This is a genomic window from Methylobacterium sp. D48H (genome assembly GCF_053345715.1).
On record NZ_JBKFAP010000027.1, the window covers coordinates 39611 to 62366 of the forward strand.

A 22756-nucleotide genomic window follows, 5' to 3' on the forward strand; every position below is an offset into this window, starting at 1 on the left:
TGTAGGCCCCGCCCGGCCTCGCGCCGAGGCTCAGAACGCCTTCAGCACCTGCTCGGCGTGCTCGACGGCGACGGGGCCGGCGAAGCAGTGGGAGACCAGGGCGCGGTAATCCTGCCAGGGCTGCGAGCCGGTGAAGTCCTTGGTGTGGGCCTCCAGCGTGTCCCAGTGGATCAGCAGGCGGTAGCGCTGCGGATGCTCGATCGAGCGCCGAACCTCGAAGTGCCGGCAGCCCTTGGCCTGCTTGAAGATCGCCGAGGCCTCGGTGATGCCCTTCTCGAACTCGGCCTCGAGGCCGGGCTTGATCTCGATCTGCGCGATTTCGAGGATCATCGGTGCGGTTCCTGTCTCAGGTGCGAAGGGCGCGGCCGAGCTTGGCCGCGAGGATGCGCTGCGGGCTTAAGGTGGGGTCGGCCTTTGCGGCGACCGGCAGGTAGGCGGTCTGCTCCGGCATGTAGCGGCCGCGCATGGCCCCGTGCATCACGAGGTCCGAGAGGGTCCCGGGTGAAGGCGCGGACGCGGATCAGCAGCCGGCGCAGGGACTCCTGCACCTCCGGCGTGCCGGCCGCGCCGCGCAGCTCGGCCGCCTCGCCGCGGATGCTGACGTTCTCGGCCCTGCCGTCCGCGAAGGGCCGCTCGGTGAACCGGCGCTCGAACGCGCTGAACGGGAAGGGCAGATCGGGGAACAGCAGCACCGCCGCGGCCCCCAGCCCCCGCGCCCGGGAGCCGGACGCCTCGCCGGGGACAAGTCTGCGGATCGGGGTGATCATCGTCTGCGCGCCCGCGGCCGTCACGGTCCGGCTCCCTCTAGCGGAGCCGCCGGGGGGAGGCCAGGGACGCGCATTTCCGGTGGACGGCGGGTGTCATCCACCGGTGCGGCGGAGGGCACCCGCCGGATCGGCTTGCGCAACCGCTTCGTTCCCGGCACGTTCCCCGGCCAGCACCCGGCCCGAGAGCCCGGCGGAGGATGGCGCCGATGGCGACCCTGAAGGAATTCGAGGAGGCCCTGCGCGAGCACGGCATGAACATGGCGCTGGCGCTGCTGGAGCGCCTGCGCGAGCGCGACCGCGCCACCCGGACGGTGAAGCCCGCCCGGCGGCTGACCGGACAGAAGATGACCCCGGAACTCGCTCGGGCGATCCTGGACCTGCACGCCACGACGGGCATGACCCAGCAGGAGATCGCCTTCAAGGTCGGGGTCAACCAGGGCCGCGTGAACGAGGTGATCAAGCGCGGCAAGTGGCTGAGCGACGACCCGAACGCCCCGGAGGCCGTGGCCCGCGACAAGGCGGTGGCCCGGATGCGCGGCGACCCGAAGCCCAGGAAGGCCGCCGCCGCGCGCCCCGCCTCCGGGCGGGCCAAGGAGCGCAAGGCCGCGCCGCCGAAGGCGCGCAACCAGGGTCAGCTGGCTCTGGGGGATCTCTGAGGGGCTGCCGCGCCGTCGTCCTCGCGCGGAGCGAGGCAACCCAGGGCAGCGCGACCCCAAGAAGCGTGGTGCTCCTGGATCGCTCCGCTCGCACGGACGCCGTCGCGCGAACCCTCGGGGTTCTCGGATCGACTCTCACCCGGCCGGCGCGAAATGCCCCCGGTAGCGCGCGCCGATCACCTCGACCGGCAGCGCGACGAACACGTCCGTCGTGCCGAACTGGCGGTCGATCACCGCGCCGTCGCCGAAGGTGGCGCCGAGGCGCAGGTATCCCTTGATCAGGGGCGGCAGCGCCTGCAGGGCCGCCTTGGCGTCCACCGCCTCGCGCGGCATCCGGTCCATCGCCACCGCCCGCTCCGGCAGCGCCCGGGCCCGCCAGCCCTCCGGCGCGCGGGCATGGTGGTGCAGGAAGGCGAGCGGCAGGGCCAGCCGGTCCGGGTCGGTGCCCTCCAGGCTCGCGCAGCCGATCAGCGCGTCGATCCGGTGGTGCAGGACGTAGGCGTAGATCCCCTGCCACAGCAGCTCGACGGTCCGCTTGCTCCGGTAGGGCTTGAGCACGCAGGAGCGGCCGAGCTCGAGGAGCCGCCGGTGCCCCTGCGCGGCGAGAAGCGGTGCGAGGTCGTACTCGCTCTCCGAGTAGAAGCCGGTATGCCGCTCGGCCACCTCGCCGCGCAGCAGCCGGTAGGTGCCGACGACCTTCGGGCGCGGCTCGACGAAGGGCTTCTTCCGCCGCGGCGCCGCATGGTCGAGGACGAGGAGGTGGTCGCAGACCGCGTCGTAGCCGTCGACGTCGCGCCGGGACAGGGCGGCGAGCCCGGAGGGCACCGCCGACATCTCCTCGTAGAAGACCTTGTAGCGCAGCCGCTGGGCCCGCCGGATCTCCGATTTCCGCGTCGCCAGCCGGACCTCGAGGCTGCCGATGCGGCCGAGGCTGCGGCCCTCGAACGGCTCGGGCAGGCGGATCGCCCGCTTGGCCGAGAGCACGTCGTCGATTCCGCCCACGCCCGCGACGCCCGGCAGCGGGACCGACCGGCGGCGCAGCTTGGCGATCGGCGCGCCGACGCCCCACTGCACGCCCCTGTGCCAGCCGGCTCCGAGCGCGCTGTAGGCTCCGCGGGCGAGATTGGCGACCATCGTCGGGTTCACTCCGGGTGCGCGTCCGTGCACCGTCGAATCCGACAGAGAGCACGACGGCCACACGCCATTATGACAGCCGCCACGAGAAAGCGCCCCGGCCGGGGGCCGGGGCGCTCCAAGAACCTGATCGGTACCTGATGTGGACCTGACGGTTCCCGCGCGGGGCGGGGTCAGGCGGCCTGCTGGACCGCGTCCTTGCGTACGTCGCCCTCGATCACCGGGGCGCTGGGGCGCGCCGCCGAGGCGATCTCGATGCGACGGGGCTTCTTCGCCTCCGGAACCTCGCGGACGAGGTCGATGTGGAGGAGGCCGTTCTCGAGCGCCGCACCCGTCACCTGGACGTGGTCGGCGAGCTGGAACCGCCGCTCGAAGGCGCGGGCCGCGATGCCCTGGTGCAGGAACTCCGCCCTGCCCTCGGCCTTGCGCTCGCCCTTCAGCGTGAGCGCGTTCTCCCGCACCTCGATCGACAGGTCGGACTCGGTGAAGCCGGCAACCGCAACGGTGATGCGGTAGGCGTTCTCGCCGGTCCGCTCGATGTTGTAGGGCGGGTAGGTCGGGGCCGCCTCGGCGCTCGCGAACTGGTCGAGGGCGGAGAACAGGCGGTCGAAGCCGACGGTGGAGCGGTACAGGGGAGCGAGATCGAACTGACGCATGACATATCCTCGTCTGAGCAACATGCAATTCCGGTCCGCCCGATGGGCCGAACCCGTCTCTCGTGCCGCCTGACGGCCGGCACAGACGAGATATCGGAGGGGGAAAATCGCGCTTCAAGACCCCCGGCGAGGGTCGGAAACGAGATTTTTTCGCTACGGTCGCAGAGTGCATCCGGGCGTGTATCGGACGGTGCGCGAAGGTGCTGAGGTGAGGCCAGTGAGACGCTTCGACGGTGACACCGGGCGCGAGCCGCCGCTCCTGACCCTGCGCAGCACGCCCGACAACCCGGTCCCGCCGGGCGGCACGCTGATCGCCGTCGGCACGCGCGACGACTGCACCCTGCGGGCGGCCTACTGGCAGACCACGGCGCGCACCTGCCGGGGCACGGTCTGCCTGCTCCAGGGCCGGGCCGAGTTCATCGAGAAGTACTACGAGACGATCCACGAGTTGCGCGCCCGGGGCTTCGCGGTCGTGGCGTTCGACTGGCGCGGCCAGGGCGAATCGGACCGCCGGGTCGACGACCCCCACAAGGGCCACGTCGCCCGGTTCGACGATTACCGGCTCGACCTGCGGGCGGTGGCCGAGACGATCCTGGTGCCGCTGATGCCCGAGCCCCATGTCGGCCTCGCGCATTCCATGGGCGGATGCGTCGCGCTCCTCGCGGCCCTCGACGGCGCGCTGCCGTTCCGGCGGCTGGTGACCCTGGCGCCGATGCTGTCGATCCGGATGGTCCGCTGGCCGGCCGGCGCCGCGATCCTGTCGCGGGGCCTGCAGCGGCTCGGCCTCGGGAGTCGCTACATCCCGTTCGGCAAGCCGGTCTCGATCGCCACCAACCCGTACGCCGGCAACCGCCTGTCGCGCGATCCCATCCGCTACGCCCGCAACGCCGCGGCGGCGCGGCAGGTCGGCGCCGGCGCGGTCGGCGACCCGACGATCGCGTGGCTCGCCGAGGCGTTCCGCGCGATGGCGCGGCTGCGCGACCCGCGGGCGGCGCCGCGGATCGGGCTGCCGACCCTGATCGTCGCGGCGGGCGCCGACCCGGTCTGCGGCACGGCGGAGACCGAGCGCTTCGCCGCCCGGCTGAAGGCCGGCCATATCCTGGTCCTGCCGGATTCCCGGCACGAGATCCTGACCGAGCGCGACGCGATCCGGCAGGATTTCTGGGCGGCCTTCGAGGCCTTCGTGCCGGGCTCGCCCCTGCCGACCCACGCGGAGGTCGAGGCGCACGCCGTGGCGGTGCCTGTCGCCTGAGGCGTCAGCCGCCGAGATCCGGGTCGATGTCCCGCGGGCGCACGTACCGGTCGAGGTGCCCGCGGTCCGGCGCGATCTCCGCCCAGCGGTCGCCGTCGAAGTCGATCACCACGAAGGCCGCGGTCGGGAATTCCAGGGCCAGCCGGTCCCGGGCCGCCCGCGGTCCCGAGCCCGCGAGGATTGCGGCGAGGTCGCCGAGGCCCGGATTGTGGCCGACGACGATCATTGTGGCGGCCGCGTCGGGCGCCTGCCGGATCACCCCGAGGATCCGGTCCGCCGGCGCCTCGTAGATCTCGGAATGCCAGCGCGTCTCGGGGCTGCCGAGGGCCGCCTCCATCGCGGCCCAGGTCTCGCGGGTCCGCGCGGCGGTGGAGACCAGGGCGAGGTCCGGGCACAGGCCCTCCCGCGCGAGGTGGGCGCCCATCGCCGGGGCGGCCCGTGTCCCGCGCGCGTTGAGCGGGCGCTCGTGGTCCGCCACGCCCGGCGGACGGTCGGACTTGGCGTGCCGCAGCAGGATCAGCCTGCGCATGAGCGAACCTCTGACGCGTCTCGTGGGCCGGTCTCGGGCTGCCGGTTCGGGCGCGCGCGGCCGGACCGGGCGGCGCCCGCTCCCGCCCGGTTAGCCGAAAGCGCCGCGTGCGGGAACCTCGGCTTTGCCCGCACCGTTCCGACCGGGAGCCGTCCGCAGCACGGCCCGCGGCCCGATCCGCGGCGCGACGGTCTCTGGCCAGGAGGCTGCCCGATGGACCGATCCGCCCGCGTCACCGAGATCCTGTCGTGGTACGGGGCCGACAGCCCCGGGACCCTCACCAACCTCGCCCGGATGCTGGAGCACGGCAAGCTCGGCGGCACCGGCAAGATGCTGATCCTGCCCGTCGACCAGGGCTTCGAGCACGGGCCCGCCCGCAGCTTCGGCCCGAACCCGCCGGCCTACGACCCGCACTACCATTTCGAGCTGGCCCTGGCGGCGGGGTGCAACGCCTACGCGGCGCCGCTCGGCTTCCTGGAGGCGGGCGGGCGCGACTATGCCGGGCGCATCCCGCTCATCCTGAAGCTCAACGATCACGACCTCCTGGCCGACGAGGAGGATCCCGAGCAGGCGATCACCGGCTCGGTGGCCGACGCCCTGCGGCTCGGGGCCTGCGCCATCGGCTTCACGATCTATCCGGGCTCCGCCCACCGCAACGCCATGTACGGGCAGATCCGCGCGATCGCCGAGGAGGCCAAGAGCGTCGGCCTCGCCGTGGTGATCTGGTCCTACGCCCGCGGCTCAGCCCTGTCGAAGGAGGGCGAGACCGCCATCGACGTGATCGGCTACGCGGCCCAGATCGCCGCGCAGCTCGGCGCCCACATCATCAAGGTGAAGCTGCCCTCGGCCCATATCGAGCAGCCGGCGGCGAAGAAGGTCTACGAATCGACCGGCATCCCGATCGGCACGGCGGCCGAGCGCGTCCGCCACGTGGTGCAGTGCGCGTTCAACGGCCGGCGGATCGTGATCTTCTCCGGCGGCGCCCAGGCCGAGGAGGCCAGCTTCCTCGACGAGATCCGCGCCATCCAGGCGGGCGGCGGATTCGGCTCGATCGTGGGCCGCAACGCGTTCCAGCGCTCGAAGGCGGACGCCCTGTCGCTGCTCGGCAAGATCACCGACATCTACGCGGGCCGCTGAGGCAGCCCTGCGTTCAGCCGCCGTCGCGGGCCAGCCGGGCGAGCCCGTCGCGGGTCGGCCCGGCCGGCCGCCAGCCGAGGGACGCGAGGCCGTCGGCGCGGGCGACGAGACCCTCGGCGACGCGGGCGAACTGCGCGTCCCGGCCGGTCAGCCGGCAGGCCAGCCGGAGGAGCCCGGCCGGGACCGGGACGAGGCCCGGGCCGCGGCCGAGACCCTGTCGGAGGGCCGCGATCATCTCGGGCAGGCTGAGCGGGTCCGGGTCGGCCGCGACGAGGGCGCGGTTCAGGGGGGCGGGCGCCGCCAGCACCGCGTCCACGGCGCCCGACAGGCTCTCCAGCGAGATCAGCGAGCGCCGCGCCGCAAGGCCGCCCAGCGGCAGCGGGTAGGGACTGCGCGCCAGCCGCAGGAGCGCGGCCATGTTGCCCTTCACCCCGGCGCCGTAGACGAGGACCGGGCGCAGCGCGACCCAGTCCAGGCCGGTCTCGGCGAGCGCCGCCTCGGCCTCGAGCTTGGAGCGGCCGTAGGCGTCGGTGGGCCGGGGCGGATCGCCCTCCCCGACCACGCCCGGCGCGCTCGCCCCGACCTGCGCGCGGATCGACGACAGGAACACGAAGCGGCGCACCTTCGCGCGCGCCGCGGCCTCCGCCAGCCGGCGCGTCGCCTCGGTGTTGAGCGTGCGGTAGTCGTCCTCCGGTGCCCCCGACGCCGCCGGACCGAGATTGGCGTGGGCGAGGCCGGCCGAGTGCACCACCGCGTCGACGCCGCTGAGGGCCGCCGCCATGTTGATCGGGCGGGTCAGGTCGCCGACGACCGCGCTCGCCGCGCCCTCCGGCACGGTCGTGGGCCGGCGCAGCAGCACGCGGACCCGGTAGCCGCGCGCGGTGAGGTCGGCGAGCAGGTGGCGGCCGATGAACCCGGTCGCCCCGGTGAGCGCGATGAGTCCGGTCACGGCTGGGCGGCCTCTGTCACGGCTGGGCGACACCTTCGGCTGGCGCCGGCGCGGGGGCGCGGGCGAAGCGGCGGAGCAGGACGGAAACCAGGGCGAGCCCGGCGGCCGATGCGGCGAGCGTGACCGGCCAGGACGGCCAAAGCAAGGTCGCGGCGGCGAGCGCCGCCAGAGCGAGATTGGCCGCGAACACCCGTCCGACCACGCCGGGCACGGTCAGTCCGTTGACGGTGGCCCGCTGGTAATAGTGCCCGCGATGCGCCTCCCAGACCCGCTCGCCCCGCGCCGCCCGCGCGGCGAGGGTCAGGCTGGCATCGGCGAGGTAGACGAGCGGGAGCAGCAGCGCGGCGGCGAGCCCGCCCGCCAGGGCGAGCTGGCACAGCAGCCACGCGGTGACGAGCCCGACCGGCAGCGAGCCGACATCCCCGAGGAATAGCCGCGCGACCGGCCGGTTGAACGGCGCGAAGCCCAGCACCGCGCCCAGCAGGCTCGCCGCCACCAGGGTCGGCAGCGGCGGCAGGTGCCCGGCGAGGCCGATGAGCAGGAGCGCGCCCGCCACCGGGACGATCTCCGCCACCGTCATCCAGTCGAGCCCGTCCATGAAGTTCGTCAGGTTGACGAACCACAGGCCCGCCAGCAGCGCCAGGCCGCGCTCCAGCCAGAGCGGCAGGCCGGGCAGCAGGCGCCCGTCCAGGTGCCAGACCAGCAGGCCGACCACGACGGCCTGCACGGCGAGCCGCAGGGCGGCCGGCAGCGGCCGGACGTCGTCCACGGCGCCGAGGAGCGCCAGGGCCAGGGCGCCGGCGGCGAGCCAGATCCAGTCCGGCCGGCCGCCGATCTCCGGCGCCGCGATCAGCAGGCCCGAGATCGTGACCAGCGCCGTCACCACGGCGATCCCGCCCCCCTGGGGGGTCGGCACGGTGTGGCTGGAGCGGGCGTTCGGCCGGGCCAGGGCGTAGCGCTGCAGCAGCGGGCGCAGGCGCAGGATCAGGCCCGCCGAGAGCGCGGCGGCGAGGGGCACCGCCAGGAGCAGGATCGCGGTCAGGGCGGACGGCAAGGCGGACAGGCTGGGCGGCGCGTCGGGTGGCAAGTTGGGCTGCATGGCGCCGTCCTACGCGATCCGCCGCCCGACCGTGAGGGGGCTACGCCGCCCGCACCGTGGCGAGGAAGCGCGCGACCTCGGCCCCGAGATGCTCGGACTGGCGCGACATCTCGCTCGCGGCCCCGAGCACCTGGGCGGCGGCGGCGCCGGTCTCCTCGGCGGACTGGGCGAGGCTCGCGATGGTGCCGGTGACCGCGCCGGTGCCGGCGGCCGCCTCGGCGACGTTGCGGACGATCTCCTGCGTGGCCGCGCCCTGCTGCTCCACGGCGGCTGCGATGCTGGAGGCCACGCCGTCGATCTCGCGGATGCGCCGGCCGATCCCGTCGATCGCCGACGCCGCCTGCCCGGTGGAGGACTGGATCCGGCCGATCTGGCCGGTGATCTCCTCGGTGGCCCGGGCGGTCTGCTCGGCGAGCGCCTTGACTTCCGAGGCCACCACCGCGAAGCCGCGGCCCGCGGCGCCGGCGCGCGCCGCCTCGATCGTGGCGTTGAGCGCCAGCAGGTTGGTCTGGGCGGCGATCCCGGAGATCAGCGCCACCACGTCGCCGACCTTCGCGGCCGCGCCGCTCAGGTCCTGGACCAGCGCCACCGTGTTGGTCGCCTCGGCGACGGCGACCCGCGCGAGCTCCGCCGAGCTGCTGACCTGCCGGCCGATCTCCTGCACCGAGGAGCCGAGCTCCTCGGCGGCGGCCGCGACGGTGTTGACGTTGGCGGCGGCGTCGCTCGCGGCGCCCGCGACGGTGCCGGACTGCCCGGCGGCCTCGGTCGCGCTGCCGGTCAGGGTCCGGGCGGTGGCCTCCAGCTCGGTCGCGGCCGCCGACACCCCGCCGACGATGCCGCCCACCGCCTGCTCGAAGGCGTCGGCCATGGCCCGGGTCGCGGCCCGGCGCTGCGTCTCGGCATCGGCGCGGGCCAGCGCCGTCTCGGCCTCCAGGGCGCGCGCGCGGACGAGGTTGTCGCGGAAGACCACCACGGAGCCCGCGAGCGCCCCGATCTCGTCGCGGCGCTCCTGCCCCGAGATCGCCACCTCGGCGTCGCCCGCCGCGAGGCGCTGCGTGACGGCGGCGATCTTGCGGAGCGGCCCGCTGACGCCGCGGGTCACCAGCACGAAGGCCCCGAGGGCCACCAGCAGGGCGAGGCTGGCGAGCGCCAGCACGTTCCGCTTGGCGGCGTCGTAGGTCTGCGCGATCAGCGTGCCGCTCGCCTGCGAGCCGTCGCCGTTCAGGGCGACGAGCTTCTCCCAGTCGGCCATGATGGCGCGGATGCTATCCGACATCGTCGTGTTGTAGATCCGCTGGCCGCCGGCGACGTCGCCCGCCTCGGCCTTGGCCACCGCCTCCCGCTGCTGCTCGGCGTAGGTGGCCACGTGCTGGCGGAAGGCCGCGTAGGCCTCGCGCTCGGGCTGGGTCAGCGGCAGGGCCTCGTACCGGGCGTACTGGGCGGCGAGCAGCGCGTCGCGCTTGGCGATCTGGTCGGCGACCTCGGCGCGCAGCGCCGGCGTGTCGGCGGTGATCAGGCGGACGGCGTTGACCCGCTGCCGCATGAAGTTGATGCCGATCCGGCCGAGGGCGTCGGTGGCCGGGATGCGCGTGTCGCGCAGCTGCGCGGCGGCGGACTCGATGCGGCCGAGCTCGGCCAGCGAGAGGCCGCTCGTCGCGGCGATCAGCAGCACCAGGGCCGCGAGACACAGGCCGAGCTTGGCCGCGATGGAGATACCGGCGCGCATAGGCTTCGTCCCCGGTCCCGCACGTGGGACCGGGGCCTATGCTTGTCTGAGAAATATTAAGGTTGTTTGGTCCTGCCCGGACCGCGCGCGGTCCGGGCAGGCTCGGTCCGCTAGTAGACCTGGGCCTCGGCGCGCGGCGGATCCGCCGGGCCGTCCCGTCGATCCAGACCCTTCTCCACGACCTTGGCGAGCCCGACCATGATCTGGTCGATGGCGTAGTCCTTCGGTGTGTAGACGGCGCGCACGCCCATGTTCCTGAGGACCAGCTCGTCCTCCGGCGAGATGATGCCGCCGACCACCACCGGGATGTGGTCGAGCCCCGCCTCGCGCATCTTGGCGCGGACCTCCCGTACCAGCGGCACGTGGGAGCCGGACAGGATCGACAGGCCGACCACGTGGGCGCCGGTCTCCTTGGCCTTCGCGACGATCTCGGCCGGCGTCTGGCGGATGCCGTCGTAGGTGACGTCGAAGCCGACGTCGCGGGCACGGAGCGCGATCTGCTCGGCGCCGTTGGAGTGGCCGTCGAGGCCGGGCTTGCCGACCACGAGCTTCGGCGTCTCGCCGAGCCGCTCGCCGAGATCGGCGATCAGGAGCTTGGCCTCCTCGGCCGCGCCGCTGGAGACGGTCTCCACGGTGACGCCGGTGGGCGCCCGGTACTCGCCGAACACCGCGCGCAGGCGCGCGCCCCACTCGCCGGTCGTGACGCCGGCCCTGGCGGCCTCGATCGAGGGCGGCATGATGTTGGCGCCGGAGCGCGCCGCCTGCTCCAGGGCGTCGAGGGCCTGGCCCACGGCGTTCTCGTCGCGGCGGCCGCGCCACTCGCGGATCCGGCTCTGCGCCTCCATCTCGACGGTCTCGGAGACGGAGAAGATCGCCCCCTCCCCGGCCGTGAGCGGCGACGGCTCGCCCTGCTGCCACTTGTTGACGCCGACCACGATCTGATCGCCGGCCTCGATGGCCGAGATCCGGCGCGCGTTCGACTCCACCAGCGCGCGCTTGAGCGCCCCGGTTTCCACCGCCGCCACCGCGCCGCCGATGCCGCCGATCCGCTCCAGCTCGGCGCGGGTCTGCGCCTTCAGCTCCTCGACCTTGGCCTCGATCACGTGGCTGCCGTCGAAGATGTCGTCGTACTCGAGGAGGTCGGTCTCGAAGGCCAGGATCTGCTGCATGCGCATGGACCATTGCTGGTCCCAGGGCCGCGGCAGGCCGAGCGCCTCGTTCCAGGCCGGGAGCTGCACCGCGCGGGCGCGGGCGCGCTTGGACAGCGTCACCGCCAGCATCTCGATCAGGATGCGGTGGACGTTGTTCTCGGGCTGCTGCTCGGTGAGCCCCAGGGAGTTCACCTGCACGCCGTAGCGGAAGATGCGCTTCTTCGGGTCGTCGATGCCGTAGCGCTCGCGGGCGATCTCGTCCCAGAGCTCCGAGAACGCCCGCATCTTGCAGATCTCGGTGACGAACCGCAGGCCCGCGTTCACGAAGAACGAGATCCGGCCGAACACCTCGGGGAAGCTCGCGGCGTCGAACTCGGGGTCCTCGCGCACGGTGTCGAGCACCGCGATGGCGATGGCGAGCGCGTAGGACAGCTCCTGGACCGGCGTCGCCCCCGCCTCCTGCAGGTGGTAGGAGCAGACGTTCATCGGGTTCCACTTCGGCACGTTCTTGGTCGTGAACAGGATCACGTCCTTGGTGAGCCGGAGGGACGGCGCGGGCGGGAACACGTAGGTGCCGCGCGACAGGTACTCCTTGATGATGTCGTTCTGGGTCGTGCCCTGGAGGGCGGCGATCGGCGCGCCCTGCTCCTCGGCCACCGCGAGGTAGAGCGCCAGCAGCCACGGGGCCGTGGCGTTGATCGTCATCGAGGTGTTCATCTGGGCGAGCGGGATGTCCTGGAACAGGGTCCGCATGTCGCCGAGATGCGCGATCGAGACGCCGACCTTGCCGACCTCGCCGCGGGACAGCTCGTGGTCGGGGTCGTAGCCGGTCTGGGTCGGCAGGTCGAAGGCAACCGACAGGCCGGTCTGGCCCTTGGCGAGGTTGCCCCGATAGAGCTTGTTGGACTCCGCCGCGGTCGAGTGCCCCGCGTAGGTGCGGATGATCCAGGGCTTGTCGCGGCTCGACTTGTCGCTCCTGGTCTCGGCGACGCTCGCGCCCATTCCTCGCCTCCGTGTGATCTTTGTATCCGCGCGGGGCGCGGCCTTGCGGTCACCGTAGCGAAGGCTTGAGCACGCGTCATCCGGGACGGAAGTGCAAGACGCCCGCGCGGGCATCCGCGGCTCATGAAAAAACTTGCCCGCCGGAACAGCGGGATTTGAAGGCGCCGCGGCGCGCCGCCGCCCGCGCCCCGCCCGCACCCGCGGTCCGGACGGTGCCGCGCGACGGTCCGGATCCGCTTTATCAGTGCTGGTATAATGTCCACCTGAGCTGTTCTTCGCGGGACTTGCCGCTGTTCAGGCGCGAGAGAGCAAGTCGAGCCAATGACTTAGAGGTGCATGTGCTCGCCGGACGGCCGGGCGCAGCTCGGGCGCGCGGCGGTGGAGTCGGGCAAGGTCTCGGGGCCGGGGCGACCGAGGCCGGCGCCGAATAATACTTGGTCTGCCGGAAAGCCGATTTTGAATACGTGGTCGCGCGCCCTGTGCTCGCGCTTTTTTCATGTCGGAAACCGTCGGCTTTCGACTTTCGGCCCACTTGGACGCCTCCGGCATCGCCGGTATAGCGCGATGGAGAACCGCGGCCGTGAGAAACACGCGGGACGAGAGGAGAGCGAGATGGCGGCGAGCGCTGCGATCAGTCCGACGGGCGGGGAGGTCAAGGACCTCTACGAGATGGGTGAGATCCCGCCGCTGGGTCATGTGCCGGCCAAGATGTATGCCTGGGCGATCCGGCGCGAGCGGCACGGACCCCCGGAGCAGTCCCACCAGCTCGAGGTGCTGCCGGTCTGGGAGATCGGCGACGACGAGGTGCTGGTCTACGTCATGGCGGCGGGCGTCAACTACAACGGCGTCTGGGCCGGCCTCGGCGAGCCGATCTCGCCCTTCGACGTCCACAAGGGCGAGTACCACATCGCGGGCTCCGACGCCTCCGGCATCGTCTGGAAGGTCGGCTCCAAGGTGAAGCGCTGGAAGGTCGGCGACGAGGTCATCGTCCACTGCAACCGCGACGACGGCGACGACGAGGAGTGCAACGGCGGCGACCCGATGTTCTCGCCCTCGCAGCGGATCTGGGGCTACGAGACCGGCGACGGCTCGTTCGCGCAGTTCTGCCGGGTGCAGTCCCGCCAGCTCATGGTCCGGCCGAAGCACCTCACCTGGGAGGAGGCCGCCTGCTACACGCTGACGCTCGCCACCGCCTACCGCATGCTGTTCGGCCACGCCCCGCACACGGTGAAGCCGGGCCAGAACGTGCTGATCTGGGGTGCCTCCGGCGGCCTCGGCGTGTTCGGCGTGCAGCTCTGCGCGGCCTCGGGCGCCAACGCCATCGCGGTGATCTCGGACGAGTCGAAGCGCGACTACGTGATGAGCCTCGGCGCCAAGGGCGTCATCAACCGCAAGGACTTCGACTGCTGGGGCCAGCTCCCCAAGGTCAACAGCCCCGAGTTCCACGCCTGGACCAAGGAGGCGCGCAAGTTCGGCAAGGCGATCTGGGACATCACCGGCAAGCAGGACGTCGACATCGTGTTCGAGCATCCGGGCGAGGCGACCTTCCCGGTCTCGGCGCTGGTGGTGAAGCGCGGCGGCATGGTGGTGTTCTGCGCCGGCACGACCGGCTTCAACATCACCTTCGACGCCCGCTACGTCTGGATGCGGCAGAAGCGCATCCAGGGCTCGCACTTCGCCCACCTCAAGCAGGCCTCGTCGGCGAACCAGTTCGTGCTCGACCGGCGGATCGACCCGTGCATGAGCGAGGTCTTCCCCTGGGACAAGATCCCCCAGGCCCACACCAAGATGTGGAAGAACCAGCACCCGCCGGGCAACATGGCCTGCCTCGTCAACTCCCCGCGCGCCGGCCTGCGCACGGTCGAGGACGTGATCGAGGCCGGTCCGCTGAAGCGGTAAGGCGCTCCGTCGGGCCGGTTCCCGCTCTCGCGCGGGGCCGGCCCGATCGGCTAGGCTCGTGGCGTCCCGCGCCGACTCGGCGACCGATTCGGTGTGCCGGGGCGCTGATGACGGGCCCACGCGATCCTCACAGGACCCGGCCCCGATCCGGACAGGGGGCACGGTTTTGAGCGGCGACGACGAGGCTTACGTCTACGACGAGGCGACGGGCGAGTGGCTCCCGCCCGGGTCCGCGGCCGCGCCCGCCGAGGTGAATGCCGTCCGCGACGCGGCCGGCAACGTCCTGGCCGACGGCGATTCGGTCACGCTGATCAAGGACCTCAAGGTCAAGGGTGCGAACCAGACCCTGAAGCAGGGCACGGTCATCCGGTCGATCCGGCTCACGGACGATCCGGAGGAGATCGACTGCCGCCACGACACCATCAAGGGCCTCGTGCTGCGCACCGAGTTCGTGCGCAAGCGCTGAGGCCGATGCGGGGCGGCGCTTCTCCCAACCGCGCTACCGCCGCCGCGTCTCGTCCTGCGGCAGGTGGCGGCCGTAGGCCTCCTGCTTCTCGGCGCGCTCCTGGATCAGGTCGGCGTAGGCCTGCCGCATCTCCGGCGAGACGCTGATGCTCTTGCCCTTGGCGGCCTTGCGCTTGGGCGCCTTCTTGAAGGTGTTGTTCGTGTCGCTCATGCCGGGCTCCGCGTCGAACCGTGGCGGCATCGCGTAGCCGGACGACCGATCCGGGATCCGGCCGCCGCCCAGGGCCGGACATCCGCCCTGTAGCGCATCGCGGCGCCGGACGCACGGCTGCCGGGACCGGGCCGGGACCGAACCGGATTGATCTGGCCTGTCGCGGCGGCCTCTGCCAGGATCGGGACGACGCGGGGCAGAGAGGGTCGGGGGCGGGCATGGATTCGGGTGACGCGTCGCGGTGTCGGATCCCGGATACCCTGCGCGGCCGCGCCCGGCGCGCGGCGGCCCTCGCGATCCTGATCGCCCTCGGCACCGGGCCTGTCGGGGCCCAGGACCGGCCGGCGCCCGCCCGGACCGCCCCCAGACCCGCGCCGGCGGCCGGCGCGCCGGCCGACCCCGTCTTCGAGGCGATGCGGGCGGGCTTCGAGGCCCTGCCGGAGGCCGACCGCAAGGCCGTCCAGGACGCCCTGGTCTGGACCGGCGATTTCAACGCCGTCGTGTCGGGGTCCTTCGGGCGCCGCACCTTCGAGGCGCTCACCGCCTACAGCGCCCGGACCGGCGGGGCCGACCCTCTCGATCCGCGCGGCCGGGCGGCGCTGCTGGCCGCCGGTGCGGCGGCGCGGAACGCGGCGCGCTTCCGCGTCGCGGTCGATCCCGGGACCGGCGCCGTGATGGGCGTGCCCGAGAGACTCCTGGCGAGACGGACCGCCCTGCCCTCCGGAACCCGCTGGCAGAGCCAGGACGGCCGCGTCACCCTGGAATCCCGCGCCTTCCCGCCGGGGGCCGAGAGCCTCGACGCGCTGTTCGAGAAGGCGACCGCGCCGCTCCCCGGCCGCAAGGTGACCTACAAGCTGCGGCGGCCGGACACCGTGGTGGTCACCGCCGAGACCGGGCCGGGACTGTCCTACATCCGCTACGCGTCCGGACCGGAGGGCGTGCGGGGGTTCCTGCTCGGCTACGATCGCGCCCTGGCGCCGGAGGTCGACCGGCTCGTGATCGCCGTGGCGAACGCCTTCGTGCCGTTTCCCGATCCCGCCGCGCCGCCGGCCGCGCAGCTACCCCCGAGCCCGGGTCCGGCACAGGCGGCCCGCGTCGCCGCCCACCCGGCGCCCCAGCCGCAGGCCGCGCCGCTGAGGCCGGCGAGCCTCTCCTTCGCGCCGGCCTCGGGCGCGGGTCTCGCGGTGGCGCCGGGACGCGTGCTGACCGCCGCCGCCGTGCTGGAGGGCTGCGCCCAGCCCAGGATCGGCGCGGCATCGGCGCGGGTGCTCGCCACCGATCCCGCCGGCCTCGCCCTCCTCGATGTGCCCGGCGCCCCCGCCCCGCTCCGGCCCGCGCTCCGGACCGAGCCCGTCGGTGCCGAGGAGAGCGTGATCGCCCTGGCGCCGGGTGCGGACGGGGTCCAGGCAGCTCCCGGTGAGGCGCGGGGCGGCGACGTGATCGCGGCGCTCCAGCCGGGTTCCGGCGGCGCGCCGGTGCTGGACCGGTCGGGGGCCCTCGTCGGTCTCGTCGCCCGCTATCCCGCGGCGCCGCGCCGGGTCGCCGGGGTGGTGCCGCCGGCACGCCTGCCGGTCGTGCCGGCGCGGGCGATCTCCGCCTTCCTCGCCGCCCAGGGCATCGCCGCGGCGGCGCCGCATTCGGGTGGCGGGCCCGGCGCGGTCGCGCCTGCCGTGGTGGGGATCACCTGCCGCTGAGATGCGGGTCGCGCGGCGGATCCCCTGTCGCTCGCGCGGGATCCGCCGGCGTTCACGAGCCTGGGCGGACGAGCCGTCCGCCCAGGCGACGGGCCGCCGCTCAGAGCCGCCCGGTGACCAGGAGCACGATCAGCACGATGAGCAGGATGCCGCCCAGGCCGAAGCCGGGGCCGCGATACGCGCCGCCGCCGAGGAAGCCGCCGCCGCCGAAGGCCAGGATGATCAAGATGATGAGCAGGATGGTGACGAGGGACATCGGTCGCGTTCTCCGGACGGTCGCGCTGGTGCGAGCGTGACCGTTCAAACGCTGCGACATTCCGTTCCGTTCAACGCCAAGCCACGCTTTTGTGAGGAAAATTCCGGATGAGACCCCGGCCTCAGGCGTGCCAGTCCGGCAGAGCCCCCGCCGGCGCGTCGAGCCAGCCCGGAACCGGCAGGTCGCGCTCGGTGAGTAAGGCCGGATTGAACAGCTTCGAGGCGTAGCGGGCCGCCCCGTCGCAGAGGATCGTCACGATCGTGTGACCGGGCCCGAGGTCCCGGGCCAGCCGGATCGCCCCGGCGACGTTGATGCCCGACGAGCCGCCCAGCGACAGCCCCTCCTCCCGCATCAGCCCGAAGACGATGTCGAGAGCCTCGCGGTCCGGGATCCGGAAGGCGCGGTCGGGGGTGAAGCCCTCGAGGTTCCGGGTGATCCGCCCCTGGCCAATCCCCTCGGTGATCGAGGAGCCCTCGGCCTTCAGGGTGCCGGTCGTGTAGTGGGCGTAGAGGGCCGAGCCCTCCGGGTCCGAGAGCGCGATCCGCACCTGCGGATTGCGGGTGCGCAGGGCCTCGGCGGTGCCGGCCAGCGTGCCGCCGGTGCCGGCCGCGCAGACGAAGCCGTCGACCCGGCCGCCGGTCTGCGCCCAGATCTCCGGGCCGGTGCCGTCGACATGGGCCTGCCGATTGGCGACGTTGTCGAACTGGTCGGCGAAGAAGGCGCCCGCCGGCTCGGTGGCGGCGAGCTTCTCCGCGAGCCGCCGGGCGACGTGGACGTAGTTGTTCGGGTTGGCGAAGGGCACCGCCGGCACTTCCACCAGCCGGGCGCCCGCGAGCCGCAGGGTCTGCTTCTTCTCCTCGGACTGGGTGACCGGGATGACGATCAGCGTCCGGTAGCCGCGCACCGAGGCCACCAGGGCGAGACCGATGCCGGTGTTGCCGGCGGTGCCCTCGACGATCGTGCCGCCCGGGCGGATCAGGCCCCGCGCCTCCGCGTCCCGCACGATCGAGAGCGCCGCCCGGTCCTTCACCGACAGGCCGGGATTCAGGAACTCCGCCTTGCCGTAGATGGTGCAGCCGGTCTCCTCGGAGGCGCGGCGCAGGCGGATCAGCGGCGTCTGGCCGATGGCGGCCAGGACGTCGGGGGCGGGTTCGCGACTCGGTACGGTCATGGTCGGGAGCCTAGGGTGCCGCGCGGCCGCTGGCGAGCCTCACCCGAAGACGTGCCCGCCGTTGATCCGCAGGCCGACCGGGTGGCCGGCCGGGTAGCGCACGCCGTCGAAATCCTCCACGGCGAGGACGCGCCCCTCGGCGTCGGCCACCTCGATCCGCTGGCGCCCCTGCGTCCGGTACGAGCTGCGCACGGTGCCCGACAGGTGCGCGGCCTCGGGCTCGGCGAGCTGCAGCTGCCAGGGCCGGACGTAGAGCTTGACCGGGCCGAACAGGCTGGCCGGCGCCGCGACCGGCGTCTCCCGGCCCCGGACCAGCACCCGGCCGCCCTCGGCGATCGCCTCCACCTCGACGGAATCGCCCAGGAACTTCATCACGGTGGCGGAGGCCGGGTTCTCCTGCACCTCGTCGGGCGTGCCGACCTGCTCCAGGCGGCCGCGATCGAGCACGGCCACGCGGTCGGACAGTTCCAGCGCCTCGTCCTGGTCGTGAGTCACGAAGATCGTGGTCTGGCCGGTGCGGTCGTGGATCTCGCGCAGCCAGCGGCGCAGGTCCTTGCGGACCTGGGCGTCGAGCGCGCCGAAGGGCTCGTCCAGCAGGAGAACCCGCGGCTCGACCGCGAGGGCCCGGGCGAGCGCCACCCGCTGCCGCTGGCCGCCGGAGAGCTGCGACGGGTAGCGGTCGCCGAAGCCGGAGAGGCGGATCAGGTCGAGCAGGTCGCCGACCCGGCGCTTGATCTCGGCCTTGGCCGGCCGGTCGGCGCGGCGCCGCGCGTTCAGCCCGTAGGCGATGTTGTCGGCCACGCTCATGTGCTTGAACAGGGCGTAGTGCTGGAACACGAAGCCCACGGCCCGCTCCTGCACGGGCAGGCCGGTGGCGTCGTCGCCGCCGAACAGGATCCGGCCCCGGTCCGGCGCGTCGAGCCCGGCGATGATCCGCAGCAGCGTCGTCTTGCCCGAGCCCGACGGGCCGAGGAGCCCGATCAGCTCGCCCGCCCGCACGTCCAGCGACAGGTCGTGCAGCACCGCCGCCGTGTCGAACGTCTTCGAGACGTTCTCGACCCGGATCGCCGTGGAGGGGCGATCAGTGTGCCCGGCCGTGCGCGAGCTCACCCGCGAAGCGCCATTCGAGGACGGATTTGAGGACGAGGGTGATGAGGGCAAGGACGGCGAGGAGCGAAGCGACGGCGAATGCGGCGACGAAGTTGTACTCATTGTAGAGGATCTCCACGTGGAGTGGGATGGTGTTGGTCAGGCCGCGGATGTGGCCCGACACCACCGACACCGCTCCGAATTCGCCCATCGCCCGGGCATTGCAGAGGAGCACGCTGTAGAGCAGGCCCCAGCGGATATTGGGCAGCGTCACCGTCCGGAACGCGTGCAGGCCCGAGGCGCCGAGCGTCAGCGCCGCCTCCTCCTCGGCGGTGCCCTGCTCCTGCATCAGCGGGATCAGCTCGCGGGCGACGAACGGGAAGGTCACGAACACCGTCGCCAGGACGATCCCCGGCAGGGCGAACAGGATCTGGACGCCGTGGTTGAGGAGCCAGGAGCCGAACAGGCCCTGGGACCCGAACAGCAGCACGTAGATCAGGCCGGAGACCACCGGAGAGACCGAGAACGGCAGGTCGATCAGGGTGATCAGCAGCGACTTGCCGGGAAACTCGAACTTGGCGATCGCCCAGGAGGCGGCCAGCCCGAACACGACGTTGAACGGCACCGCGATCGCCGCCACGGTCAGCGTCAGGCGGATCGCGCTCCAGGCGTCGGGCTCCCGGAACGCGTCCAGGAAGGCCCCGAGCCCCTTCGAGAAGGCCTGGAGGAAGACCGCGAACAGCGGCAGCACCAGGAACAGCGCCAGGAACGCCACGGCGATCCCGATCAGGACCGCGCGGACGCCGACCCCTTCCGAGGCGACCGGGGCCGGCTTGGCGGCCGGAACGAAGGCGGGGGAGAAGATCTCAGACATAGCCGAACCGCCGCCGTGACCAGGCCTGGATGAGGTTGATGGCGAGCAGCGTCAGGAACGAGATCCCGAGCATGATCGTCGCGATGGCCGCCGCGCCGCCGTAGTCGAACTCGGAGAGCTTGATGACGATGAGCAGCGGCGCGATCTCCGACACGTAGGGCAGGTTGCCGGCGATGAAGATGATCGAGCCGTACTCGCCGACACCCCGGGCGAAGGCGAGCGCGAAGCCGGTGAGCACCGCCGGGATCAGGGGCGGCAGCACCACCCGGGTGAGGGTGACGAGGCGCGTCGCCCCGAGGGTGGCCGAGGCCTCCTCGATCTCCTTGTCGATCTCGGCGATCAGCGGCTGCACGGTCCGCACCGCGAAGGGCAGGCCGATGAACACCATGGCGATGAAGATGCCGACCGGCGTGTAGGCCGCCTGGATTCCGAGGCGCGCGAGCGGCGCGCCGAGCAGACCGTCAGGCGCGTAGAGCGAGGCGAGCGCGATGCCGGCGACCGCGGTGGGCAGGGCGAAGGGCAGGTCGACGGCGGCGTCGACCAGCTTGCGGCCCGGGAAGCGGTAGCGGGTCAGCACCCAGGCCACCAGGAAGCCGAAGGCCGAGGCGACGAGCGCCGCGATGGCCGAGACGCCGAAGCTGATCCGCAGGGCGCTGGCGACCCGCGGATCGGTGGCGACCTCCCAGATGCCCGACAGGCCGAGCCCCGAGGCCTTCACCACCAGTCCGGCCAGCGGCAGCAGGACGATCAGGCCGAGGCAGGTCAGCGTGTAGCCGAAGCTGATCCCGAAGCCCGGGATCACGCTCGGCCGTCGGAATGTCCGACGGGGACGGGGCGTCTGGACCATGATCTGATGCCTCAGCGGCCGGCCCGGCTCAGACGGTCGAACAGGCCGCCGGCGTCGAAGTTCCGCTTCTGGATCTCGTCCCAGGATCCCTGGAGGTCCTCGATCTTGAACAGCTTGATCTCGGGCAGCTGGGCGAGGTCCGCCGGGGCGGCCGCCTCCTGGCGGATCGGCCGGTAATGGTGCTTGGCGAAGATCGCCTGGGCGCGGTCGCTGTAGAGGAAGTCGAGATAGGCCTGGGCAGCCTTCGTGGTGCCCTTCCGCTCGGCATTGACCGCCACCAGGGCCACAGGCGGCTCGGCGTAGATCGAGGTCGGCGGCGAGACGATGTCGAACTTGTCGGCGCCGAACTCCTGGAGCACGAGGTAGGCCTCGTTCTCCCAGGTCGGCAGGACGTCGCCGAGGCCGCGCTGCGCGAACGTCACGGTCGAGCCCCGGGCGCCGGTGTCGAGCACCGGCACGTTCTTGTAGACCTGCCCGACGAAGGCGTCGGCCTTCGCAGCGTCCTTGTCCTTCCCGTAGGCGTAGCCCCAGGCGGCGAGGAAGTTCCAGCGCCCCCCCGCCGAGGTCTTCGGATTCGGGGTGATCACCTTCACGTCGGGCTTGACCAGGTCGTCCCAGTCCTTGACGCCCTTCGGGTTGCCCTTCCGGACCAGGAACACCACCGTCGAGGTGTAGGGCGTCCCCTGGTTCGGCAGCTTGCTGCGCCAATCCTCGGGGATCTTGTGGGTGAGCTTGGCGATCGCGTCGATGTCGGACGGGATGCCGAGGGTGACCACGTCGGCGTCCACCCCGTCGATCACCGTGCGCGCCTGCGCGCCCGAGCCGCCGTGCGAGGCCCGCACCGTGATGGCCTCGCCGGTCTTCGCCTTCCACTCCTCCGCGAAGGCGGCGTTGATCTCGCGGTAGAGCTCGCGGGTCGGGTCGTACGAGACGTTGAGGAGCGCGGTCTCGGCCGCGGCCGGCAGCGCGCAGGTCAGCAGGCCGGCTCCGGCCAGAAGGGTCAGCCCGATCGCCCGAGCCATCCGGCCCAGACCTGAAGCGTTCGTCATCACGTCCGATCCCCCAGCCATCCGCGGTTGCGACGCAGGGGACAGGCGTCCCCGGGAGGCGCGAAATCGTTCTTTTTACCGAACGAAGTCAAGCCTCGGGTGTGGACCCGCGTGATGCCGTAACGTGATCAGGATCGACGATCGTGCCGGAAATGCAAGATAACTCAGGGCAGTAGACGATCAGAACGCATGGATCTTCTCTCTGGCGTCGCCGATGGAGAAGATTTCCTGCGCAGAATCGAGTTTCTCAGAACGAACGATCTTAAGTGCTCTAGCGCACATCGGGCGGCATTCCGCGGGCCGGCGAGAGCCGTCGGTGGTTCGCGCCGCACGCGGTTGCCCGCAAGGCGGCGATCCTCCGCTCCCGTGCCGGCGGCGGTCCGGGTCAGCGCTTCGGCTTGTCGAGCCGGGCGATCAGGGCCTCCAGCCGCTTGTCGACCGGGGCAGCCAGCGTGTCGTTGAAGAGCGCGCGCAGGTTCTGGCCGAGATGGCGCCGGATGTCGGAGCTCAGCGGCGGCGCGTCGACCGACCGCTCGGTCTCGCAGGGGCGTTCGGGATGCGGCTTCGACATGACCGGGAAATCCTCGCACCTGTGGACACGTACGGTTGCAAGGTTTGGTTAAGGAGCCGTCACCGCCGCGGCCGCGCTGCCGCCGCGCGATCCCGGTGCCCCGTGCCGGGTCGGTGTCGCAGGCCGGAACTGCCGCCGCGAAGGCTACGTTGCCCGGGCATTCCCCGCTCTTCGTCCCCGCTGCCATTCTCCCCGCATTCCCCCTGCTGCCAGGAGGCGCCCCGTGTCCCGCTCGATTCCCCTGATGATGTCGGTGCTACTCGGTCTCGCGACGGCGGCGTCGCCCTGTCTCGCGCAGACGAAACCGGGCGAGATCAAGGGCGTCGACGCGATGGGCGACAAGTCCCGCAGCGCGCAGGATGGCTGGAGCCAAGCCCCGGTGCCGCGGGAGCAGTCGGCCGCCAAGGACGCGCCGGACCCGGGCGGCAACTCGATCAAGGAGAATGCCGACCGTCCCGTGCCGCCGGCCCAGCCCGGCGGCACCTCCGCCACCGAGCCGCAGGCGCCCCTGGAGCACCGCACGGCCGGCCCGTCAGGCGCCAATCCGGCCAATCCCAGCAAGTAAAAAAACC

General features: G+C 72.5%; 23 protein-coding genes and 1 pseudogene. 7 read left to right on the top strand and 17 right to left on the bottom strand.

Annotated elements, in window-relative coordinates; translation table 11 throughout:
- Nucleotides 1-30 precede the first annotated feature (30 nt).
- Both ACLBX8_RS26950 and ACLBX8_RS26955 read right to left on the bottom strand, forming a co-directional pair.
- A complete protein-coding gene (locus ACLBX8_RS26950; RefSeq protein ID WP_010685588.1) occupies nt 31-330 on the bottom strand; it encodes an antibiotic biosynthesis monooxygenase family protein in 300 nt (99 codons plus the stop codon).
- Nucleotides 331-346: 16 nt separating this feature from the next.
- A pseudogene (locus ACLBX8_RS26955) lies at nt 347-767 on the bottom strand (Kdo hydroxylase family protein).
- Nucleotides 768-973: 206 nt separating this feature from the next.
- Here ACLBX8_RS26955 and ACLBX8_RS26960 point away from each other — a divergent pair.
- Nucleotides 974-1423 carry a DNA-directed RNA polymerase sigma-70 factor gene (locus tag ACLBX8_RS26960; RefSeq protein ID WP_026604809.1) on the top strand — a complete coding sequence of 150 codons (450 nt, stop codon included), beginning with the start codon at nt 974-976 and terminating at the stop codon, nt 1421-1423.
- A 135-nt stretch (nt 1424-1558) separates the two neighbouring features.
- On the opposite strand, the gene ACLBX8_RS26965 is transcribed toward ACLBX8_RS26960, so the two are convergent.
- Both ACLBX8_RS26965 and ACLBX8_RS26970 read right to left on the bottom strand, forming a co-directional pair.
- Nucleotides 1559-2557, bottom strand: coding sequence for a GNAT family N-acetyltransferase (locus ACLBX8_RS26965; RefSeq protein WP_447716104.1), 999 nt, complete (start codon nt 2555-2557; stop codon nt 1559-1561).
- A gap of 173 nt (nt 2558-2730) precedes the next feature.
- Nucleotides 2731-3213, bottom strand: a complete 483-nt coding sequence (locus tag ACLBX8_RS26970; protein ID WP_042673074.1) for an Hsp20 family protein — start codon at nt 3211-3213, stop codon at nt 2731-2733.
- Nucleotides 3214-3430: 217 nt separating this feature from the next.
- On the opposite strand from ACLBX8_RS26970, the gene ACLBX8_RS26975 reads away from it, so the two are divergent.
- Nucleotides 3431-4465 carry an alpha/beta fold hydrolase gene (locus ACLBX8_RS26975; protein WP_056523499.1) on the top strand — a complete coding sequence of 345 codons (1035 nt, stop codon included), beginning with the start codon at nt 3431-3433 and terminating at the stop codon, nt 4463-4465.
- Nucleotides 4466-4469: 4 nt separating this feature from the next.
- Here the strand turns inward: ACLBX8_RS26975 and ACLBX8_RS26980 are convergent, their stop codons facing one another.
- A complete protein-coding gene (locus ACLBX8_RS26980; protein WP_447716105.1) occupies nt 4470-4994 on the bottom strand; it encodes a SixA phosphatase family protein in 525 nt (174 codons plus the stop codon).
- 213 nt (nt 4995-5207) lie between these two features.
- Between ACLBX8_RS26980 and ACLBX8_RS26985 the strand changes: the two genes are divergently transcribed.
- Complete coding sequence (locus ACLBX8_RS26985) at nt 5208-6131, top strand: class I fructose-bisphosphate aldolase (RefSeq protein ID WP_447716106.1); 924 nt, start codon at nt 5208-5210, stop codon at nt 6129-6131.
- Nucleotides 6132-6144: 13 nt separating this feature from the next.
- On the opposite strand, the gene ACLBX8_RS26990 is transcribed toward ACLBX8_RS26985, so the two are convergent.
- The 4 genes from ACLBX8_RS26990 to ACLBX8_RS27005 form a co-directional block, all read right to left on the bottom strand.
- On the bottom strand, nt 6145-7080 hold the full coding sequence (locus tag ACLBX8_RS26990; protein WP_042674731.1) for an NAD-dependent epimerase/dehydratase family protein: 936 nt from the start codon (nt 7078-7080) through the stop codon (nt 6145-6147).
- A gap of 16 nt (nt 7081-7096) precedes the next feature.
- Complete coding sequence (locus tag ACLBX8_RS26995) at nt 7097-8179, bottom strand: glycosyl transferase (RefSeq protein ID WP_447716107.1); 1083 nt, start codon at nt 8177-8179, stop codon at nt 7097-7099.
- Between the two features lie 40 nt (nt 8180-8219).
- Nucleotides 8220-9905: a methyl-accepting chemotaxis protein gene (locus ACLBX8_RS27000; protein ID WP_447716108.1), complete on the bottom strand. Its 1686-nt coding sequence runs from the start codon at nt 9903-9905 to the stop codon at nt 8220-8222.
- A gap of 110 nt (nt 9906-10015) precedes the next feature.
- Nucleotides 10016-12058, bottom strand: a complete 2043-nt coding sequence (locus tag ACLBX8_RS27005) for a protein meaA (RefSeq protein WP_447716109.1) — start codon at nt 12056-12058, stop codon at nt 10016-10018.
- 612 nt (nt 12059-12670) lie between these two features.
- On the opposite strand from ACLBX8_RS27005, the gene ccrA reads away from it, so the two are divergent.
- Together ccrA and ACLBX8_RS27015 are read left to right on the top strand one after the other, a co-directional pair.
- Entirely contained in the window at nt 12671-13957 is a 1287-nt protein-coding gene (ccrA, locus tag ACLBX8_RS27010; RefSeq protein ID WP_042672037.1) for a crotonyl-CoA carboxylase/reductase, read from the top strand.
- A gap of 166 nt (nt 13958-14123) precedes the next feature.
- The gene (locus tag ACLBX8_RS27015) at nt 14124-14423 is read left to right on the top strand and encodes an alkylphosphonate utilization protein (RefSeq protein WP_447716110.1); all 300 of its coding nucleotides are present in this window, start codon (nt 14124-14126) and stop codon (nt 14421-14423) included.
- A 33-nt stretch (nt 14424-14456) separates the two neighbouring features.
- Here the strand turns inward: ACLBX8_RS27015 and ACLBX8_RS27020 are convergent, their stop codons facing one another.
- On the bottom strand, nt 14457-14633 hold the full coding sequence (locus ACLBX8_RS27020) for a hypothetical protein (protein WP_012318104.1): 177 nt from the start codon (nt 14631-14633) through the stop codon (nt 14457-14459).
- Nucleotides 14634-14851: 218 nt separating this feature from the next.
- On the opposite strand from ACLBX8_RS27020, the gene ACLBX8_RS27025 reads away from it, so the two are divergent.
- Complete coding sequence (locus ACLBX8_RS27025) at nt 14852-16327, top strand: serine protease (protein WP_447716111.1); 1476 nt, start codon at nt 14852-14854, stop codon at nt 16325-16327.
- A 100-nt stretch (nt 16328-16427) separates the two neighbouring features.
- Here the strand turns inward: ACLBX8_RS27025 and ACLBX8_RS27030 are convergent, their stop codons facing one another.
- The 7 genes from ACLBX8_RS27030 to ACLBX8_RS27060 form a co-directional block, all read right to left on the bottom strand.
- On the bottom strand, nt 16428-16583 hold the full coding sequence (locus ACLBX8_RS27030) for a hypothetical protein (protein WP_007563230.1): 156 nt from the start codon (nt 16581-16583) through the stop codon (nt 16428-16430).
- Between the two features lie 121 nt (nt 16584-16704).
- Nucleotides 16705-17754 (bottom strand): cysteine synthase A, encoded by a 1050-nt coding sequence (locus ACLBX8_RS27035; protein WP_447716112.1) that lies wholly within the window; start codon nt 17752-17754, stop codon nt 16705-16707.
- A 39-nt stretch (nt 17755-17793) separates the two neighbouring features.
- Nucleotides 17794-18864: a sulfate/molybdate ABC transporter ATP-binding protein gene (locus tag ACLBX8_RS27040; protein WP_234080988.1), complete on the bottom strand. Its 1071-nt coding sequence runs from the start codon at nt 18862-18864 to the stop codon at nt 17794-17796.
- Nucleotides 18836-19717, bottom strand: a complete 882-nt coding sequence (gene cysW, locus ACLBX8_RS27045; RefSeq protein ID WP_447695391.1) for a sulfate ABC transporter permease subunit CysW — start codon at nt 19715-19717, stop codon at nt 18836-18838. Before cysW ends, ACLBX8_RS27040 begins: the two co-directional genes overlap by 29 nt.
- Nucleotides 19710-20564: a sulfate ABC transporter permease subunit CysT gene (cysT, locus tag ACLBX8_RS27050; RefSeq protein ID WP_012318099.1), complete on the bottom strand. Its 855-nt coding sequence runs from the start codon at nt 20562-20564 to the stop codon at nt 19710-19712. Before cysT ends, cysW begins: the two co-directional genes overlap by 8 nt.
- An 11-nt stretch (nt 20565-20575) precedes the next feature.
- Complete coding sequence (locus tag ACLBX8_RS27055; RefSeq protein ID WP_447716118.1) at nt 20576-21586, bottom strand: sulfate ABC transporter substrate-binding protein; 1011 nt, start codon at nt 21584-21586, stop codon at nt 20576-20578.
- A 412-nt stretch (nt 21587-21998) separates the two neighbouring features.
- Nucleotides 21999-22184 carry a hypothetical protein gene (locus ACLBX8_RS27060; protein WP_447716113.1) on the bottom strand — a complete coding sequence of 62 codons (186 nt, stop codon included), beginning with the start codon at nt 22182-22184 and terminating at the stop codon, nt 21999-22001.
- A gap of 223 nt (nt 22185-22407) precedes the next feature.
- Between ACLBX8_RS27060 and ACLBX8_RS27065 the strand changes: the two genes are divergently transcribed.
- A complete protein-coding gene (locus ACLBX8_RS27065) occupies nt 22408-22749 on the top strand; it encodes a hypothetical protein (protein WP_020092429.1) in 342 nt (113 codons plus the stop codon).
- The last annotated feature ends 7 nt before the right edge of the window (nt 22750-22756 follow it).

Coding starts and splice junctions, on each gene's coding strand:
- ACLBX8_RS26950 (WP_010685588.1), bottom strand. CDS start 330: ATGATCCTCGAAATCGCGCAGATCGAGATCAAGCCCGGCCTCGAGGCC.
- ACLBX8_RS26960 (WP_026604809.1), top strand. CDS start 974: ATGGCGACCCTGAAGGAATTCGAGGAGGCCCTGCGCGAGCACGGCATG.
- ACLBX8_RS26965 (WP_447716104.1), bottom strand. CDS start 2,557: ATGGTCGCCAATCTCGCCCGCGGAGCCTACAGCGCGCTCGGAGCCGGC.
- ACLBX8_RS26970 (WP_042673074.1), bottom strand. CDS start 3,213: ATGCGTCAGTTCGATCTCGCTCCCCTGTACCGCTCCACCGTCGGCTTC.
- ACLBX8_RS26980 (WP_447716105.1), bottom strand. CDS start 4,994: ATGCGCAGGCTGATCCTGCTGCGGCACGCCAAGTCCGACCGTCCGCCG.
- ACLBX8_RS26985 (WP_447716106.1), top strand. CDS start 5,208: ATGGACCGATCCGCCCGCGTCACCGAGATCCTGTCGTGGTACGGGGCC.
- ACLBX8_RS26995 (WP_447716107.1), bottom strand. CDS start 8,179: ATGCAGCCCAACTTGCCACCCGACGCGCCGCCCAGCCTGTCCGCCTTG.
- ACLBX8_RS27000 (WP_447716108.1), bottom strand. CDS start 9,905: ATGCGCGCCGGTATCTCCATCGCGGCCAAGCTCGGCCTGTGTCTCGCG.
- ACLBX8_RS27005 (WP_447716109.1), bottom strand. CDS start 12,058: ATGGGCGCGAGCGTCGCCGAGACCAGGAGCGACAAGTCGAGCCGCGAC.
- ccrA (WP_042672037.1), top strand. CDS start 12,671: ATGGCGGCGAGCGCTGCGATCAGTCCGACGGGCGGGGAGGTCAAGGAC.
- ACLBX8_RS27020 (WP_012318104.1), bottom strand. CDS start 14,633: ATGAGCGACACGAACAACACCTTCAAGAAGGCGCCCAAGCGCAAGGCC.
- ACLBX8_RS27025 (WP_447716111.1), top strand. CDS start 14,852: ATGGATTCGGGTGACGCGTCGCGGTGTCGGATCCCGGATACCCTGCGC.
- ACLBX8_RS27030 (WP_007563230.1), bottom strand. CDS start 16,583: ATGTCCCTCGTCACCATCCTGCTCATCATCTTGATCATCCTGGCCTTC.
- ACLBX8_RS27035 (WP_447716112.1), bottom strand. CDS start 17,754: ATGACCGTACCGAGTCGCGAACCCGCCCCCGACGTCCTGGCCGCCATC.
- cysW (WP_447695391.1), bottom strand. CDS start 19,717: ATGTCTGAGATCTTCTCCCCCGCCTTCGTTCCGGCCGCCAAGCCGGCC.
- cysT (WP_012318099.1), bottom strand. CDS start 20,564: ATGGTCCAGACGCCCCGTCCCCGTCGGACATTCCGACGGCCGAGCGTG.
- ACLBX8_RS27055 (WP_447716118.1), bottom strand. CDS start 21,586: ATGGCTCGGGCGATCGGGCTGACCCTTCTGGCCGGAGCCGGCCTGCTG.
- ACLBX8_RS27060 (WP_447716113.1), bottom strand. CDS start 22,184: ATGTCGAAGCCGCATCCCGAACGCCCCTGCGAGACCGAGCGGTCGGTC.